Annotated in this window: 14 protein-coding genes; 5 read left to right on the forward strand and 9 right to left on the reverse strand. The window is 40.2% G+C overall.

The genetic code is table 11. The features are described from left to right. Nucleotides 1-125 precede the first annotated feature (125 nt). The gene (locus AC27JP_RS05865) at nt 126-788 is read left to right on the forward strand and encodes a response regulator (RefSeq protein WP_487112946.1); all 663 of its coding nucleotides are present in this window, start codon (nt 126-128) and stop codon (nt 786-788) included. Nucleotides 789-818: 30 nt separating this feature from the next. On the opposite strand, the gene AC27JP_RS05870 is transcribed toward AC27JP_RS05865, so the two are convergent. From AC27JP_RS05870 to AC27JP_RS05885, 4 genes are all read right to left on the reverse strand, one after another. Further along, entirely contained in the window at nt 819-4,256 is a 3,438-nt protein-coding gene (locus tag AC27JP_RS05870) for a hybrid sensor histidine kinase/response regulator (protein ID WP_487112948.1), read from the reverse strand. A 92-nt stretch (nt 4,257-4,348) separates the two neighbouring features. Beyond that, on the reverse strand, nt 4,349-4,789 hold the full coding sequence (locus AC27JP_RS05875; protein WP_487112950.1) for a hypothetical protein: 441 nt from the start codon (nt 4,787-4,789) through the stop codon (nt 4,349-4,351). Between the two features lie 179 nt (nt 4,790-4,968). Further along, nucleotides 4,969-6,705 (reverse strand): sodium:solute symporter family protein, encoded by a 1,737-nt coding sequence (locus AC27JP_RS05880; protein WP_487112952.1) that lies wholly within the window; start codon nt 6,703-6,705, stop codon nt 4,969-4,971. Then, nucleotides 6,705-6,956, reverse strand: a complete 252-nt coding sequence (locus AC27JP_RS05885; protein ID WP_487112954.1) for a DUF4212 domain-containing protein — start codon at nt 6,954-6,956, stop codon at nt 6,705-6,707. Before AC27JP_RS05885 ends, AC27JP_RS05880 begins: the two co-directional genes overlap by 1 nt. A 348-nt stretch (nt 6,957-7,304) precedes the next feature. Here AC27JP_RS05885 and AC27JP_RS05890 point away from each other — a divergent pair, with 348 nt between their 5' ends. The 3 genes from AC27JP_RS05890 (at nt 7,305) to AC27JP_RS05900 (ending at nt 11,097) form a co-directional block, all read left to right on the forward strand. Next, on the forward strand, nt 7,305-9,158 hold the full coding sequence (locus tag AC27JP_RS05890; protein WP_487112956.1) for a putative nucleotidyltransferase substrate binding domain-containing protein: 1,854 nt from the start codon (nt 7,305-7,307) through the stop codon (nt 9,156-9,158). 15 nt (nt 9,159-9,173) lie between these two features. Next, entirely contained in the window at nt 9,174-9,872 is a 699-nt protein-coding gene (locus AC27JP_RS05895; RefSeq protein ID WP_487112958.1) for an exonuclease domain-containing protein, read from the forward strand. 133 nt (nt 9,873-10,005) lie between these two features. Beyond that, nucleotides 10,006-11,097, forward strand: a complete 1,092-nt coding sequence (locus AC27JP_RS05900; RefSeq protein WP_487112960.1) for a hypothetical protein — start codon at nt 10,006-10,008, stop codon at nt 11,095-11,097. A 35-nt stretch (nt 11,098-11,132) separates the two neighbouring features. Here the strand turns inward: AC27JP_RS05900 and AC27JP_RS05905 are convergent, their stop codons facing one another. Continuing rightward, nucleotides 11,133-11,750: a MarC family protein gene (locus tag AC27JP_RS05905; protein ID WP_487112962.1), complete on the reverse strand. Its 618-nt coding sequence runs from the start codon at nt 11,748-11,750 to the stop codon at nt 11,133-11,135. Nucleotides 11,751-11,952: 202 nt separating this feature from the next. Between AC27JP_RS05905 and AC27JP_RS05910 the strand changes: the two genes are divergently transcribed. Further along, entirely contained in the window at nt 11,953-12,189 is a 237-nt protein-coding gene (locus AC27JP_RS05910) for an RNA recognition motif domain-containing protein (protein ID WP_487113488.1), read from the forward strand. A 58-nt stretch (nt 12,190-12,247) separates the two neighbouring features. Here the strand turns inward: AC27JP_RS05910 and AC27JP_RS05915 are convergent, their stop codons facing one another. The 4 genes from AC27JP_RS05915 to AC27JP_RS05930 all read right to left on the reverse strand — a co-directional run bounded on the left by AC27JP_RS05915 (nt 12,248) and on the right by AC27JP_RS05930 (nt 15,915). Then, a complete protein-coding gene (locus tag AC27JP_RS05915; RefSeq protein ID WP_487112964.1) occupies nt 12,248-12,679 on the reverse strand; it encodes a GNAT family N-acetyltransferase in 432 nt (143 codons plus the stop codon). Between the two features lie 31 nt (nt 12,680-12,710). Further along, a complete protein-coding gene (greB, locus tag AC27JP_RS05920; RefSeq protein ID WP_487112966.1) occupies nt 12,711-13,184 on the reverse strand; it encodes a transcription elongation factor GreB in 474 nt (157 codons plus the stop codon). A gap of 71 nt (nt 13,185-13,255) precedes the next feature. Beyond that, complete coding sequence (locus AC27JP_RS05925) at nt 13,256-14,569, reverse strand: sensor histidine kinase (RefSeq protein ID WP_487112968.1); 1,314 nt, start codon at nt 14,567-14,569, stop codon at nt 13,256-13,258. Further along, a complete protein-coding gene (locus AC27JP_RS05930; RefSeq protein WP_487112970.1) occupies nt 14,569-15,915 on the reverse strand; it encodes a sigma-54-dependent transcriptional regulator in 1,347 nt (448 codons plus the stop codon). The genes AC27JP_RS05925 and AC27JP_RS05930 overlap by 1 nt, the downstream gene beginning before the upstream one ends. Nucleotides 15,916-15,966 lie beyond the last annotated feature (51 nt).

Below are 15,966 nucleotides of genomic sequence, written 5' to 3' on the forward strand. Positions count from 1 at the left end.
CAACGTAGTTGAATGCTATTAAAAGGTCGACCAGATCAAGATATCAAGCATTAGCCAAAAGTCTAATAACCAAACCGCTTTTTACGTACTAAACTAAAGTTGGGGTTTTTATAGGAAACGATGACATGATTCAGCCAGAAAAAATTATAATAGCTGACGATCACCCATTATTTAGGCAAGCGTTGTTAAGCACATTAAAATTAAAACTAACGCAAACACAATGGTTGGAAGCACAAACAATTGCCGAGCTAGAACAACAGCTTAGCGCACATAACGATAGCGATTTAGTCTTGCTAGATTTGCATATTCCCGGCGCACACGGTTTTAATACCCTTATTCATGTAAGAAATCACTTTCCTCAAATACCGGTTGTGATCGTGTCAGCGCATGAAGACCATGAAACTATCAATAAAGCCATGGGCTATGGCGCCTCTGGTTTTATTCCAAAATCAACACCCGTTGACGATATTTATACTGCTATTCAACATGTACTATTAGGCAATATTTGGACGCCTGAAGCATACAATGAATCAGCGCCAATGCAGGACAATAACGACATCGCTGAACGTGTTGCCAGTCTTACTCAACAGCAATACCGCATTTTAATGATGTTTGCCCAAGGTATGCTCAATAAACAAATTGCTTATGATTTGAATGTGTCAGAAGCGACCATCAAGGCACATGCCACGGCAATTTTTCGCAAGCTTGACGTACGCAACCGAACTCAAGCAGTTATAGCTATTGCCCAGCTTGATATTGCCGATGTGCAACTTCAAGGCAACGAATAAATAAATTCATTTCTAAAGACTCCAAGCAAATTATTCTAAATATTTTGCTTGGAGCTTTTTCGTTAACATGGCACTCATCATTGCTCTTAGTGCCGCAGGTTTAACCAATTTACGCATAAAACCAATATCGGCTAGTAAGGCTTTTTCTTCTAGATCACTATCCGTTGTTGCGGTAATTAAGATGGCAGGTACATAGTGGCTACTTTGTTTTCTTAACTCGCCAATTAAGGCGATACCGTTGAAATCATAATCCAGCTGGTAATCAACTAACAATATTTCAATATCATTTTTATGATCATCGTAAAGTGACAAGGCTTGATGATATGAACCTGCCGCGATAACATCACAATCCCATGCTGTTAGCAGTTCAACCATGCCATTTAGCACATCAGGATCATTGTCGATACACATCACGGTAACGCCTTTTAAGCCAATATTACTAATTGGTTTCACAACGACAGCTTCCACTTGTGCTTGGGCTTGTTCTACACCAACAGTAAATTTACAACCCATACTCACTTCTGACTGCAGCGCTAAGGAATGTCCCAGTAATTGCGCTAAACTTTGGGTAATATTTAGCCCTAAGCCTAAGCCAACTGCTGATGAACTTTGCTGATTATCAAGCTGAGTAAATTGTTCAAACACCATCTCTTGCTTATCAACGGGAATGCCCGGACCATTATCCAGCACTTGAATCTCAACATTATTACTTTTTGCTCTCGCCCCCAGTAACACTTTACCGGGGCTCGCATAACGAAAGGCATTACCAATTAAATTTTGTAACATACGACGCAATAAGTTTCGATCTGAACGTAACCATAGTGAGTTACAATGCACTCGAAATTCAACATTGAGATCAACGGCACTGGCGGAAAATTCTTTCGCTAAGTCATCAAATAAAGACTTAACCGAGAATGAGCTAATATTCGGTTTAATATTGCCACTTTCAATACGGGCAATTTCAGCTAAATCAGCAACTAAATCATTAGCCACTTTTAATGAGTGATCAATGTTGTCGACTTGTCGTTGTTGAGTATCGGTTAAATTTCCTTGGCTAGATAAAGCAGAAGTAAATAATCGTGCCGCTTCCAAAGGCTGCATTAAGTCATGGCTGCAGGCTTTTAAATAGAGGCTTTTTTTTACATGGGCTTGTTCCGCTTTTTCTCTCGCTAACGCCAGCGCTTCATTGGTTTGCTCTAACTTTTGAGTGCGCTCTAATACCCGTGTTTCTAGGTCAACATTCGCTTCAATTAAGCCTCTTTCTGCCTGACGATACGCGGTAATATCAGAAAACAACATCACGAAGCCACCACCAGGTAACGGATTACCCTCAATGCGGATCACCCGTCCATCACTATGCTCCCGTTCTGAACTATGCGGACTACCGTTGCGTAAGTGCGCTAAGCGCTTGTCGACTTGCTGAGCTATTTTGCCAACACCGCATAAACCTCGGCGAACGTTATAACTGATTAAATCGCGGACTGGGCTGCCTTGATAAATAAGTTCACTGGGATAATCAAATAAGTCGACATACTTTTTATTCCACGCGACAAGGTTGAGATCGCTATCAACTATCGAAATGCCTTCACTGGCATTCTCAATAGCGCTTTGTAACAAGTCTTGGCTATATTGTTGGCGTTGACTCGAGGCTTCTTCAACTAACACGGCAATTTCGTCTAAGGCAATATCTCGACCTTCCAATGCCGAGGAAAGTACCAAACGTGCCGATGACGCGCCCATCACACTCGCCAAAGTATTTTCAGTATGCTGCAAAAGTTGCTGATTGTAGGTCACGTTACTCATTTGGCCTTTAACCGTTACACGTTGAAACTGGGCAAAACTCACACTGGCTTTTTCTTCCCCGACGAAACGCGAAACTAACAGTTCGAGCTCTTGATAATTAATTTGCTTATTACGTTGTGATTGCAACGCTTTTGGCGCTTGGTATTCCATAAACAATGACGCTTGCATACGCTCTTGTACGCTTTGGCGACTAACATGAGAAAGTAGCCACATTGAAATGATATTTACTGACAACGACAACAAGCTCGCTAAAGAATTCGCGGGCAAAAAACCATCTCGAAAAGGGTGTGGATAAACCCCAAACTGAGGAATAAAGTTAAGCAATAACCAGGCTGAAAAACCGATAACAATACCACCATAAACGGCAGTTAACGTCGCTCGTCGCCAATAAAAGGCCGCGACTAATGCGGGAGTTAATTGGGCAAAAGCACCAAAGGCGATTTCCCCTAAAGAACTAAGAGTATCGGGGGAGGCCATTAAAAACACGCAGTAACCTAGCATGATCACGAATAGCACTAAGAATTTTCGAATGGTCAGCAAGCGCAAGCGAAAATTATCGTAGTCGGTATGGCTATGCTTATTGGCGCGATAAATCCAAGGAAAAACAATTTCATTACTGAGCATAGTGCTCAAGGCGATGGATGAAATAATCACCATAGAACTGGCGGCAGATATTGCCCCCAAAAAAGTGAGTAAGGTTAACCAAGGCTGCTGTTGATACCAAGGTAAAAATAGCACATAAGCATCAGAGGGAACGCTATCGCCTAATAACAAGTGCCCCGCCAAACCCAAGGGCACGGCAAACACTGCAAACACTAATAAATAAAGTGGAAATATCCGACGACTGAGCCAAGTGTCCTTTTCATCTTTCAGCTCTACCACCATTACTTGGAATTGGCGTGGCAACGACAAAAATGCCGCCATTGCAATCACTAGCATGGCAAACATCGACATAATATTGGGGAAATTTAACTGTTCATCGAGCTGAATATTCGCTGACGAACGCCGCCAAATTTCCATCGGTGAGTCAAACAAAACGTAGGTAACAAAAATACCAACGGCGAGGAATGCAAAGAGCTTAACCAGTGACTCAAAAGCGATCGCCAACATCACACCAGGATGACGCTCGGTAACATCAATATTTCGAATACCAAAAACAATAGTAAAGCCCGCTAACACCAAACTCACGATTAAACCAAAATGCCAGTTGGATAAACTTTGCTCGGCTTGGAGTTGTTGAAACGAATAAACAATCGCTTTTAGTTGCAGCGCGATATACGGCATAGTGCCGATTAGTGCCACAATGGTCACCAATATCGCGAGGTTATGAGACTTACCAAAACGTGCCGCTAGCAAATCGGCAATCGAGGTTAAGTTAAGCTTTAAACTGACGTGAATAATGCGCTGAATAAAAGGCCAGGCAAACATAAACAGTAAAATGGGCCCAAGATATATCGGTAAGTGAGAAAGGAAATTACTTGATGCCTGCCCAGTGGTGCCTAAAAAACTCCACGAAGTACAATAAACCCCTAAAGTTAACGCATAAATTATCGCTTGGCTTTTTCGAACCAATTTATGACGATACTTATCTCCCATATAAGCAATAAAAAACAGCAAACCGATATAAGCAAAACTTAAGCCCGCTAATTGCCAATTTGGAAACATACAGTATCTCTATTTAACGCTATTAATCATTTAATTATAGGGATTTAGCTGAGCAAGTCATTAATTGTCTTTGCTCCCCTTAAGTTTCACTGTTAATTAACAGTTTGCGTATAAAATTCGGCAATATATTGGCCGCCTTTGATGTTAGCAATCACCCGCAATTTATATTTTTCACCTTTAGCGCTAATTTTCTCTCGCAATGGCGTCGGGCTTTGCCAATAATATGGACTATCATTCATACCCAATGGGTACGGACTCATTTCGTTATCATTATTCACTAGAAAAAGCGTGGCACTATCAAGCGGGAACGTTGAATTTAACGTGGTATTGCCATTTTCATCATAAATGTTGACCTCAAAATCACCCGACTTCAAAATACATTTTTGATTAATAACATCACAATGCCCAAACGGTACCATATTGAAAATTCGCTGTTGTTGTGCTTGGTTTTCAATATAAAAATCTGACGCGATGTAGCCACCCAAAATAAGAAACGGTGCCACCATTAGAGCTACTTTTGTATGACGGTTCATAATCATCCTTAGTTTTCTGTTGTTTTCATTTTACTGCACAGCATTGCATCCAACAATGACTGCTACTACCAACTAAATTGGCAACTTTTAGCTTGCCTTACTCTTCATCAAGGTGAAAAACTAAAGGCTCCACAAAGGGAGCCTTTCTTCCATGTGGTACAAAATACAATCACATCAGACTAATGATCGTGTGCTGCACCTGCTCCGTGAGGAATACGCATGTTATCAACCATTTGCTGAATATGAACCGGCGCTGGTCCTGTTGATTTCAAGACAGTGAATGCCACTGCAAAGTTAACCAACGCACCAACTGAGCCAAAGGCATTTGGTGAAATTCCGAAGAACCAGTTAGGACCCATATCACCTAAGAATGACGTGCCCGGAATAAACATAATACCTTTGTGTTGGAACACGTACAGCATAGTGACACCGATACCTGAGATCATACCTGCAACGGCTGCTTTACCACTCATTTTCTTAGAGAAAATACCCATCATTAGTGCCGGGAAGATAGATGATGCAGCTAAACCAAAGGCTAGCGCCACCGTCCCTGCGGCAAAGCCAGGCGGATTTAAACCAAGCCAACCTGCAACAACGATCGATAGTGTCATCACCACTCGTCCTGCAAGTAGCTCATTTTTCTCTGACATATCAGGGGTTAATATACCTTTCATCAAGTCATGAGAAATAGAGGACGAAATTGCTAATAGTAATCCGGCGGCAGTTGATAGCGCCGCGGCTAAACCACCGGCAGCAACAAGTGCAATAACCCAGTTAGGTAAGTTCGCAATCGCAGGGTTAGCTAGCACCATAATGTCACGGTCAACTTTAACCATTTCATTGGTCGCTTTGTCTGCAGTGTATTGAACTTTACCATCACCATTTTTTTCTTCATATTTTAATAAACCAGTTTTTTCCCAGTCTTTAAACCACTGTGGACGTTCAGCATAAGCCATATTTTGACCTGCTGCCGGTTCAATAGTATTCATTAGGTTCAAACGTGCCATTGCACCAACTGCCGGAGCAACTGTATATAATAATGCGATGAAAACTAATGCGTAACCTGCTGACTGACGTGCTGCTTTTACTGAAGGTACAGTGAAGAAGCGCATAATTACGTGCGGTAAGCCTGCAGTACCAATCATAAGCGACATGGTATAAGCAAACATATTTACTGTGCCGCCCAAATTGTCAGTGGTGTACTCTTTAAAGCCAAGATCGGTTACTACCATGTCTAGCTTATCAAGTAAGTAAACACCGCTACCGTCGGCTAGTGTAGAACCTAAACCTAATTGTGGAATTGGATTACCAGTTAATTGTAGCGAGATAAATACTGCTGGAATGGTATAAGCAAAAATCAAGACACAATACTGAGCGATTTGCGTGTAAGTAATACCTTTCATACCACCAAGTACGGCATAAACCCATACCACGAACATCCCGATATATAGACCTAAATCATAATCAACTTCTAGGAAACGAGAGAAAGCAACACCAACACCTTTCATTTGACCAATAATATAAGTTAGTGACGCGATAATTAAACATACAACGGCAACAATACGTGCTGTTTTTGAATAATAACGATCAAAAATAAATTCTGGCACGGTGAATTTTCCATGCTTTCGCATGTAAGGTGCAAGTAGCATGGCGAGTAGCACATAACCACCAGTCCAACCCATTAAGAATACTGAGCCACCGTAACCTAGGAAAGAAATCATTCCGGCCATTGAAATGAATGACGCAGCACTCATCCAGTCGGCACCAATGGCCATACCATTTTGCATTGGCGTTACACCACCACCGGCGACATAGAAATCACTGGTAGAGCCTGCTCTTGCCCACCAAGCAATACCAAAGTAAACGGCAAAAGAACCAAATACAGCAATGTATGTATAGAGTTTTAACTCATCCATTATGATTCCTCCACGTTATGTTTTTGATCAAGTTCGTTCATTTTTTTGGTATACCAAAAAATTAAACCGACAAAGGTATAAATAGACCCTTGTTGCGCAAACCAGAAACCTAGTTTGTATCCACCTAGACGTATTGCATTTAGTGGTTCGACAAGAAGTAAACCAAAACCAAATGAAACCACGAACCAAATGGCAAGACATATAAATATTAAGCGCAGATTTTCCTGCCAATATGTTGTATTACCTTCCATCATTCTCTCCTAGCAATTATTCCTATTAAGCTATTGTTGCTTAGTAGTTATAGCGTTTTATGATTTTTATACGCTTTTATACCAAGTGGGTTAATCTATTATTCCAATTGGTATCACCTGTTGTTTAAAGAGAGGTTGACTATTAATTCGACCAGCCAGTAAAACCAACGTCGAATAAACGAATACTTAACCTACTCTAAGATACACACTAGCAACCTTTTTTAAGCGCTCCTATTAAACTTTAGTCTAGGACAACGGCTAAACAGTTGACTTAAGCGCAATAATTCCCCTAAATACAATCAATAGGCTTCTATCATTTGCACGAATGAATTTACTTGAGATATCGCAATGGACTCAGCACTAACCGAAATAAACGAATTTGTACAAGCGATACCGCCATTAGATTTATTACCCAGTCATGTCATTGAACAAGTCGTTAAAGAGATCAGTATTTGTTATGTCCGCCGCGGCCAACCACTGCCACCACAAGGCACTACGGCAAAAAATTTATACATTTTACGTAAAGGCGCGTTGAGCTATGTCACACAAGAAAATGAGCTATTAGGTAAGTATGGCGAAGGTGATATTTGTACGGTATTTTGTCTCGGTAATTATGATAATAACGGCAATAGTATTAAGGTCACTACCGACGAAGATACCTTACTGTACAGTATTAATTATGACAATTTTCAGCAATTAGTTAGTGAACATCCAGATGTTATGGCATTTTTTCACCAAACGGCAGAGCAACGCCTCAACAAAAAAATGCTACAAGTTAATGAAGACGCCATTCTCAATTCTTCACTACTCAACAGTTCAATCGCTAATTTTTACCATAGCCCTGTAGTGACAGTTGGCCCCGATACTAGTATTCAACAAGCGGCTATTTTGATGACCGAACGGGGATTTTCCTGTTTAGTGATTACCCACGAAAACAACCCACTTGGTATAGTTACCGATAAAGATATTCGTCGTCGCTGTGTCGCCCAAGGCTTAGACATTCTTCAACCAGTCAGTGCAATCATGACCGATAACATGACCACTATCGACATTAAAAGCACAGCCTATGACGCTTTGATGATGATGACACAAAAGCATATTCATCATTTACCTGTTACCACCAACAACCAGCTTAAAGGTATGGTGACCGTAACGGATTTGATGAATAACGAGGGGCAAAATGCCGTTAATATCACCAGCGTTATTCATAAAGCTAAATCTGTCAGCGAACTAAGTGAAATCAGTAAAATGATCCCTAAATTGCAAATTCGCATGGCGAAACTTGGCACAACGGCAGATCACGTTGGTAAAAGTATTAGTGCCATCACCATGGCCTTCACCATTCGCTTAATTGAAATGGCGGAGAAATTACTCGGGCCACCACCCGTGCCTTATGCCTGGTTAGCGGCGGGCTCACAAGCAAGACAAGAGCAATTCGCCCACTCAGATCAAGACAATGCCTTGATCATTTCCAACGATATGCAACCCCAGCATAGTTTTTGGTTCAAAGACCTAGCCACCTTTGTTTCTGATGGCTTAGCCGCTTGTGGTTTTATTTACTGTCCCGGCGAGGTCATGGCAACCAACCCGAAATGGTGCCAAACACAAAAAAAGTGGTCTCAATACTTCGCCAAGTGGATAAACACTCCCGAGCCCAAAGCGTTAATGCATTGCAGTATTTTCTTCGATTTAACCACAGTTTACGGCGATAGTCGCTTACTCGACCAAGTGCGCGAAACTATGTTGAAAACCACCCAAGGTAGTACGCTATTTATTGCTCATTTGTCGCGTAATGCCTTAAATTTAAGACCGCCTCTTGGATTTTTTCGTGATTTTGTTTTAATTCAAGACGGTGAAAACAAAGCGACGTTAGATTTAAAACACAATGGCATTGCGCCCATTGTCGATTTAGCACGAATTTATGCGCTGTCAGAGGGGATATCTTCAGTAAATACTATTGAGCGATTACAACAGGCGGCAGGTACACCTTCTTTAACAAAAGCCTCTGCGGCAAACCTTATCGATGCCTATGAATTTTTAAGTATGTTACGCATGGAGCATCAAGCCAAGAAACTGCAGCAAGGAGAACAACCGAATAACTACTTGCCACCGAAAGAAATTTCTAAGCTTGAACGTGAGCACTTAAAAGATGCCTTTAAAGTGATCAAAACCATGCAAGACAGTCGTCAATCAACCTATTAGCGATAGCCATTCATTATGCTTAATCATCACCCACTTACTCGCTGGTTACTTGGCTACGAAGCCCAACGCAAGCGCATGTTGAAAAAGGCGCCTAATGGGCCTTTGCGTGATTTTCTCAGTGTGCCATTTCCACCGCTTTACACGCCATTTGATCAAATCCCCATTTTAGCCGTCGACTTTGAAACCACAGGGTTAGACGCCATAGCTGACAAATTACTCAGTGTTGGCTGTGTAGACCTGATCGACAACCAAATTAAGCTCGCCAGTAGTTATCATCAAATAATTAATACTAAAGGCCGACTAAAAGCTGACAATGTCACCATTCATCAAATTACCGATGATCAAAAAGACCAAGGTCAACCTTTAGCAGAAGTGATAGAGCAACTACTGAGTCGATTGGCAGGCAAAGTCATGCTGGTACATTTTTCCCGTATTGAACGACAGTTTTTACAACAAGCTTGCATAGAACTTTATGGTATGGCGCCACCATTTCCCATGATCGATACCTTAGTCGTGGCGAAAAAAAGACTAGATAAAAGAGATGTCGCCTATGATCCATCGGAATTAAGGTTATCGGCTTTACGCAATAAATACGGTTTTCCGGATCATTACGCGCACAACGCACTAAATGACGCCATTGCAACAGCAGAGCTACTCCTAGCACAAGTTAGTGAACGAGGTGAAAATGTGTCATTGCAACAATTGATTTTATAAAGCCTTCTCAAAACGATTCCAAATACAACTAAAAGCCTTTCGCTTGCTTTTCATGTTTTAAACCCTTAAATTGTTCTGATATTTGTAGTTTTTTGATGTTATATCAAATAATTAAAGTAAGGGAATATTTAGCATGTTGACTCGCTGTAAAGGCACTTTGTTAGTCATTTCATTATTATTGATCACCTCATGCACGTCAGCAGAGCATAAAGAAGCGCTACGGTTATACGAATTAGCTAAATCGAGCAAAGACATTCATCAGCTAACTATTGCGTTAAATACTTTGGCACAATTAGCTCCTGAAAAATATCAAGCGGAGTTTGCTAAAGCTCAAAAAGCAAAAAAGTTACTTGAACAAGCACAACATTACCAAACACAAGGTGATGACTACTCAGCCTATTTATCGAGCCATGAGTCTTATCGCAGTATTCCAAGTTTTGATAGTAAAAAAATACTGCTAAGTTCAGGCAAAGTGCTGCTTCCTTTATTAAAAGCCCAGCTAAGTATTGATAAATCATTTCAATACCGGCCTAAACAACTAAAACAATTACTTAAGCAATATAGCGAACATCCTGCAGAACATTGGGATCTAATCAAAGTTAATTCTGCAGTTGAACAGCTCAGCAAAGCCGTTATTGAGTTAAATAAGGCACTTACTCTTATTGAGAATGAAGAACCTAATACAAACATCTCTGAAGTTTCAGTGTGGCAAAGCTCAATAGAAAATCAGCTATACCTTACGGTTCAAGCTCGTAACTACTTTTCAAATTTGGCCCGCTATCATGGTGCTAATAAATTGATTAAATTAAATGACCTGTTAACCACCGAAAGCATCAAACTATTATCACTTGTTCGACCCAAATTAGCACATGAGTCGATGCAAACTAGCTTTCTAAAAGCTCAAAATAAATATGCAAATTTTCAAAATTTAATTGCCAATATTTCTTTGGCCGAAAATCTCAACGCAAAAGATATCCACGCCATTTGGTATAAGAACTGGCAAAGCATTGAATTAGCAACACTAGAACCACAAGGTAAATTTACCAATTACCCTATGAGAAGTGGCGACAGAAAAAAGCAACTTACGATTTTTTTGAGTGAAGAAAAGATCCGCATGCCGGTATTGGACCAGGCACTCTACAATAAAGCAGAAATGAATCAAAAACTTCCTAAACTAACTAAGCTTATTGGTAACCTTAGAGAAGATAAAGCACTATTATTATAAACAAACCTTCAAGATTAAAAGGCTTTTTCAAGACATTATGCTAAGTTACTAGCAACCGCGGTTACGCCCACAATCACCATTTGCGTGCCTATTACCGCAAGAATTAAGCCCATCAAACGTGTCACAATGCTGAGGCCAGCCTTACCAATAACCTTAAGAATATTGGCGCTAAAAATAAAACAGAAAAAAGTGATTAAACAGAGCAAGGCAAATACTGCGACAGTTATTAAAATCCCGGTAGTTTCACCTGAGGAAGAATAATTCATCGCTGTGGCAATAGTGCCTGGCCCAGCCAGCAAGGGCACAGCTAATGGTGAAACTGCGATATCAGATTCATCATGACTTTCCGCAGAGTGCAGCTTAGAACCTTGCCCATTCAGCATATGGTAACCAACCAAGAATACTAATATGCCACCGGTAATTCTCAAGGCTGAAAGTGTAATACCAAACATATGAAAAATAGCCTTGCCGAGTACCGAAAAGCATAAAATCACACAGAAAGTGAGCACTAATGCTTTTGCGGCAATTTTTATTTGCTCAGCTTTACACTTATCACCAACTAAACCAGCAAAAACTGCGGTATTGGCTACCGGGTTCATGATGGCGAAAAAACCTAGAAACACTGTCATGGCCTGGGTATATATCTCACTCATAAATTAACGTTTCCATTTTCTGCTCAACAAAGCTAACAAGATTCAAGGTATATAAACTATGTTAATTATTATGAAATTACTTTTTTGCTGATTTACTGCGATTACATCACCATAAGTTATTTTGGTTAAATGCACAAAATAACTTGGACTATAGTAAAACTGTGAGACAATTAAGGCCGCAATCACATATCAAAGGTTCATGATGAAACTTTTAGTTCGTAATCTTTCTCGCACAACCACTGAACAAGAAATTCGTATTCTATTTTCTGAGCACGGTTCAGTGACTGAATGTAGCTTAGTATTAGATCAGGAAACCGGTAAATCAAAAGGCTTTGGCTTCGTTGAAATGCCAAATGAAGTAGAAGCAAAGTCAGCTTTGTCTAGCTTGCATGAAACAAGAGTTGCTAAAAATAAGATCCGCGTAAAAATAGCGCAATAATACCGTTATAAATAACGCAGAAAAAGCCAACCTAAAAAGTTGGCTTTTTAGTTTCCCGTTAGAGCTGCATATGAAGTAACGGAAACGGTTGCCCTTGTCCATCTAATGGAGAGCGAGCAACAATACGAAAACCCAGATGTTGATAAAAGCCAACTGCGGCCGGATTTTGTTCATTGACATCGACTTTTTTCGCCTGTTGATTTTCAATGGCATACTGCAATAAATGGCTGCCAACACCCTGATTAAAAAACTCAGGTGCAACAAACAGCATTTCGATATTTTCTTCCGCAACGCCAATAAAACCAATAATATTATCGCTGTCGCACTTAGCAACACGAAGATCAACCGCATCAAAATAGTGTGCTAAAATTAACGGTTTTAGTGACAAAATATGCTCGTCAGTTAAAAACTGATGAGTCGCACGAACAGACGCCTCCCAAACAGTAATCAAATCAATATAATCAGTTTTTAATGGTGTTTCAATTCTCATACTTTTCCCGAAAATTATAATCAGCTAAAAGCTATTTCTCATACTCAATAGCACTAACATACCAAGTTTTCTCACCGGTGGGGGTATTCACTACAACCTCATCATCAACCTGTTTTTTCAAACATGCCCGTGAAATAGGAGAATCTATTGATGAGTAGTCGTTACGGCCATATATTTCTTCTGGGCCGACAATGCGGAACTTTAGGGTTTCACCATCATCATTTTCTAAACTAACCCAAGCACCAAAAAATACTTTGCCTTCTTGTTGAGGGCCGTAATCTACAATTTTTAGCTCTTCGAGTATCTTGCGAAGGTAGCGGACACGACGGTCAATTTCACGCAGACGTTTCTTATTGTATTGATAATCCGCATTTTCACTGCGATCACCTAAACTCGCCGCCCAAGAGACTTTCCGTGTTGTTTCCGGTCGTTCTTCTCGCCATAATTTATCTAGTTCTTGCTGTAATAAAACATAGCCAGGTCGGGTAATTAATTTCGTTTTCATAATACCAGTGTAGTGATGTTAATAAGGTCATAAGCGAAGTAGCTGATAATATAGTGAAATGTAACACTGCGCTAGTCTGTTAATTCTAGGCTAAAACTAACACATAAACCGCCATGTTGACGATTGTAAAGCCGTAACTTACCTTGGTGACCCATAACAATTTCATTACATAAAGCTAAACCTACACCAGTACCTGTGGCTTTGGTGGTAAAAAAAGGTAACAGCGCTTGCTGTTGTTGCTGTGTGCTCAGCCCAGTACCGCGATCAAAAATGTTAAAGGATAATTGTCGGCCTTGTTGCTTCATTTCAAAACCAACATCTTCCAACGGTGAGCCCGACTCTTTAGCATTTTTCACTAAATTGATGATCACTTGTTCAATTTGGCCTGCGTCAAACATGGCTTTTTCGCGCACCACATCAAAGTAACAAGTTACCCCAACCAAAGTTTCAATTTGCTGGAAGAAGCTTTTTAACTTCACCGCTTTTAAATTTGGTTTAGGTAAGCGAGAAAAACTCGCGTATTGTTCAATAAAACCATGTAAATGACTAGCGCGATTGCCGATAGTTTCTAATACATCATTAAGCATATGGCTATGCTCAGGCTGAGCAATAATTTTTTGTGCCGATCGTGTTAATGACGATATCGGTGCTAATGAATTATTTAGCTCATGACTAATTAACCGAATAACCTGCTTCCACATATCGGTTTCTTTGCGAGATATTTCACTGGTCATATTTTTATAAAGGTATAACTGATGTTCACGACCATTCAACATAAATTGCTGACAGTTAATGTTATAAACCAAGGCTTGATCTTCTTGCACGTCAGTCACTAAGCCTTCACTTTGTTCACGTGTCGCGGTTTGCAATTCAGGCGTAAGATTAGCTAATAATTGCGGAAAGTCGCCGCCTTCTAACTTACGAGTTTGTTGAAACATTTCTTTGGCCGCTAAATTACTATAAACCACTTTGTTGCTACTATTTACCAACACCATAGCAACTGGCGTGCTTTGTATTACAGTATCAAGCAGTAATTCACGTTGAAATATATCCATACGTTCATTACGCAATACGGTGGCAAGTTCGTTATAAATTTTTACTAGGCTTGATACTTCGCTGTAATTTTGATTATGAATAGTGAGGCTAAAATCGTTATCTTTAAAGGCATCAATACCGTTATCTATCGCTGATAAGGTGTTGGTTAATGGCGCTAAGCACCATTTTGAGAGCAATAATAAAATTAATAAAAAACCAAAAGTAATCAACAACACTGATGCGCTAAAAAACTCAAACTCTCCGGGTAAATTCGCCAAAATAACACCATAAAGCACCATATTAACGGTACAAGCAAGATATAAGCGCAGAAACAACGAACGTTTGATCATTAACCGGTAATCTCAAACTTCTTCATGCGTCGATAAAGTGCTGAACGGCTAAGCCCTAACAATTTTGCCGCTTCAGAAATAACACCACTGGCATCGGCAATCGCTTGCTGAATTTCTTCCACAGTAAGTTCTTCGCTATTAACGGGTGAGGAAATTGATTCAGGTAATTTAACATTTAAGGCCAGTATTTTTTCATCAATAATTTTATCTCGAGCAAGTAATGATGCCCTCTGCATAACATTTTTTAATTCTCGAATGTTGCCGGGCCAAGCATAGTGTTTCAAGGTTAAACTCGCTTGTTCGGTCAATTGAAAATCTGCTCCTAAAAAATGTTCGGCCAAAGGTAAAATATCGGCTTTTCGCTCGTTCAACGCCAGTAAAGGTAGTTCAATAACATTTAAGCGATAATATAAATCTTCTCTAAAATCACCTTTGGCAATAGCACTTTTAATATCAGCATTGGTTGCACTGATAATGCGAACTTTCACCTTTAAGGTTTCACTACCACCAATGCGTTCAAACTCACCTGTTTCCAGCACTCTTAACAACTTAGCTTGTCCGTCTAAAGATAAGTTACCAATTTCATCAAGGAATAACGTACCGTTATCGGCTAATTCAAAACGGCCAATGCGGCGTTTAGTAATACCAGTATACGAACCCGCCTCAGCACCAAATAGCTCTGCCGCCATCAATTCAGGCGAAAGCGCACCTACGTTGACTTTAATAAATGGGCCTTGATTACAGCTCGAATTGGCTTGCACAATTTCAGCAATTTTTTCTTTACCCGCACCATTAGGGCCGGTGATTAATACCGAAACATCGGCATGGGCAACTTGTGTGGTGATCTGCAATAAATTAAACATGGCATCACTTTGGTAGCGAATACCGCATAAATCATATTGTTGTGCCAATTCTCGCTGTTGGCGATTATGTTTTAAGGCACTTTTACGATGTGCTTGTTGTAACTCACTCAGCTCGATCAGATTATTAACCGTGACAATAAGCTTGTCATCATTCCAAGGTTTTGAAATATAATCACTGGCGCCAGATTTCACTAAATCTACCGCAGTTTCTAAGTGTGTCCATGCGGTCATCAAAATGATGGGAAGGTCAGCAAAACGGCGGCGAATCTCATTAAACAAGGCAATGCCTTCTTCACCTGAGGTAGTGTCTTGCGTGAAATTCATATCTTGAATAACAAGATCATAGTGAGCTTTTTCAAGTGCTAAAAGCCCGGTTTCTGGCGTTAAACGATGATCACATTCCAGCTGATTAATAGTAAATAGTACTTTAAGTGCATGGGCAATATCTGGGTTATCATCAATAACGAGTATTCGAGCTTTCATTTCATTCCTTTTAATTTCGATACTGTGTGATAGTAACGTATGTCGTTAAAC

The organism is Colwellia sp. SU-HH01172 (assembly GCF_057553355.1).

Coding starts and splice junctions, on each gene's coding strand:
- AC27JP_RS05865 (WP_487112946.1), top strand. CDS start 126: ATGATTCAGCCAGAAAAAATTATAATAGCTGACGATCACCCATTATTT.
- AC27JP_RS05870 (WP_487112948.1), bottom strand. CDS start 4,256: ATGTTTCCAAATTGGCAATTAGCGGGCTTAAGTTTTGCTTATATCGGT.
- AC27JP_RS05875 (WP_487112950.1), bottom strand. CDS start 4,789: ATGAACCGTCATACAAAAGTAGCTCTAATGGTGGCACCGTTTCTTATT.
- AC27JP_RS05880 (WP_487112952.1), bottom strand. CDS start 6,705: ATGGATGAGTTAAAACTCTATACATACATTGCTGTATTTGGTTCTTTT.
- AC27JP_RS05885 (WP_487112954.1), bottom strand. CDS start 6,956: ATGGAAGGTAATACAACATATTGGCAGGAAAATCTGCGCTTAATATTT.
- AC27JP_RS05890 (WP_487112956.1), top strand. CDS start 7,305: ATGGACTCAGCACTAACCGAAATAAACGAATTTGTACAAGCGATACCG.
- AC27JP_RS05895 (WP_487112958.1), top strand. CDS start 9,174: ATGCTTAATCATCACCCACTTACTCGCTGGTTACTTGGCTACGAAGCC.
- AC27JP_RS05900 (WP_487112960.1), top strand. CDS start 10,006: ATGTTGACTCGCTGTAAAGGCACTTTGTTAGTCATTTCATTATTATTG.
- AC27JP_RS05905 (WP_487112962.1), bottom strand. CDS start 11,750: ATGAGTGAGATATATACCCAGGCCATGACAGTGTTTCTAGGTTTTTTC.
- AC27JP_RS05910 (WP_487113488.1), top strand. CDS start 11,953: ATGAAACTTTTAGTTCGTAATCTTTCTCGCACAACCACTGAACAAGAA.
- AC27JP_RS05915 (WP_487112964.1), bottom strand. CDS start 12,679: ATGAGAATTGAAACACCATTAAAAACTGATTATATTGATTTGATTACT.
- greB (WP_487112966.1), bottom strand. CDS start 13,184: ATGAAAACGAAATTAATTACCCGACCTGGCTATGTTTTATTACAGCAA.
- AC27JP_RS05925 (WP_487112968.1), bottom strand. CDS start 14,569: ATGATCAAACGTTCGTTGTTTCTGCGCTTATATCTTGCTTGTACCGTT.
- AC27JP_RS05930 (WP_487112970.1), bottom strand. CDS start 15,915: ATGAAAGCTCGAATACTCGTTATTGATGATAACCCAGATATTGCCCAT.